2 protein-coding genes are annotated in these 1,626 nt (G+C 60.9%); one reads left to right on the top strand and one right to left on the bottom strand.

Annotated elements, in window-relative coordinates; all coding sequences use genetic code 11:
* On the top strand, window positions 1-1,098 hold a 1,098-nt coding region (locus WCA53_RS21805; RefSeq protein WP_423915533.1), incomplete at its 5' end, for a class II fumarate hydratase.
* Window positions 1,099-1,158: 60 nt separating this feature from the next.
* Here WCA53_RS21805 and WCA53_RS21810 read toward each other — a convergent pair.
* Window positions 1,159-1,626: hypothetical protein (locus WCA53_RS21810; RefSeq protein WP_423915536.1), on the bottom strand; the 468-nt coding region annotated here is incomplete at its 5' end.

A 1,626-nucleotide genomic window follows, 5' to 3' on the forward strand; every position in this document is an offset into this window, starting at 1 on the left:
GGCACGCAAAGCAACATGAACCTGAACGAGGTGATCGCGAACCGCGCGAGCGAGCTGATGGGCGGCGAGCGCGGCGAAGCCCGCAAGGTGCATCCAAACGACGACGTGAATCGCGGGCAATCGTCCAACGATGTCTTTCCAACGGCCATGCACATCGCTGCGGCCGTGGCGATCGTCAAGCATCTGGTGCCGTCGCTGAAAACCTTGCGCGAGACGCTTCACGCGAAATCCAGGGCGTTCGACTCAATCGTGAAGATCGGCCGGACGCACTTGCAGGACGCCACGCCAATCACGCTCGGGCAGGAATTTTCAGGCTATGTGGCGCAACTCGACCAGGGCATTCGACACGTCGAGTCAACCTTGCCGCATTTGTATCAACTGGCGCTCGGCGGCACGGCAGTCGGCACGGGGCTGAACGCCCATCCGGAATTTGCCGTGAAGGTGGCGGCCGTGATCGGCAAGCTGACCGGCTTGCCGTTCGAAACCGCGCCGAACAAATTCGAAGTGATGGCCGCGGCCGACGCGCTGGTTTTCGCGCACGGCGCGTTGAAGACGATCGCGGCAAGCCTGATGAAAATCGCCAACGACATTCGATGGCTCGCAAGCGGACCGCGTTGCGGGCTTGGGGAATTGTCGATTCCGGAAAACGAGCCAGGCTCCTCGATCATGCCGGGCAAGGTGAATCCGACGCAGTCGGAAGCCGTCACCATGCTGTGCTGCCAAGTATTCGGCAATGACGTCGCGGTGAATTTCGGCGGCGCGAGCGGCAATTTCGAACTGAACGTGTTCCGCCCGATGATCGCGCACAACGTGCTGCAATCGGTCCGGCTTCTCGCCGATGGCGCGCTGAGCTTCAACGATAATTGCGCAGTCGGGATCGAGCCGAACGAATCACGCATCGACAGCTTGCTGAATGAATCGCTGATGCTGGTGACGGCGTTGAACCCGCACATCGGCTACGACAAGGCCGCGAAGATCGCGAAGAAAGCGCACAAGGAAGGCACGACGCTTAAGGCATCGGCGCTGGCGCTGGGCTTCGTGACGGACGCGGAATTCGACGAGTGGGTAAAACCGGAAGACATGGTCGGGAAAAAGTAACGCGGGCGGCGGTGAGTACAGCGGTTGCCTGGACGAATCCTGAGCAACCGCCGCATCCTCTTAACGCCGCCCGGCCTTTTGTTCCGTCCAAAAGCCCTGTTCTATGCAATACGCAATGAGCTTCGCGCCCGACTCGGCAAAGATATCGCCGATACGCTTGGAAACGTCGTCGCGATCGACCGCGTCACCCGCAACGGTCAAGTTCAAACCACTTGTCTGCAGCGACCGTGCAACGCGCGCGGTCAGCTCCTTAATGTCCTTGCCGAGCGCCTTCCTGCGATCCTCCTTTTCGTTCAGCGACGCCTTCAGCAATTGATCGAGTGCCTTCACACCCGCGCCGCCGCCCAGCCGGGTTGAAGCGAGCGCCTGCCAGCCTTCGCCGCGCTCCATGCGCGCCAAAAGTACCGCGTTCAGCCGGTCGGCTGCCGCGCGCGGTTGCACGGGGCCGTATCGGAGGAATGTTTCGTTCGTGGCGATGGAAAGGCGCACAAGCTTCAACACTTCGTCGAGATACAGTCCCACAAATTC

Source organism: Caballeronia sp., from assembly GCF_049581465.1.
GTDB lineage: Bacteria > Pseudomonadota > Gammaproteobacteria > Burkholderiales > Burkholderiaceae > Caballeronia.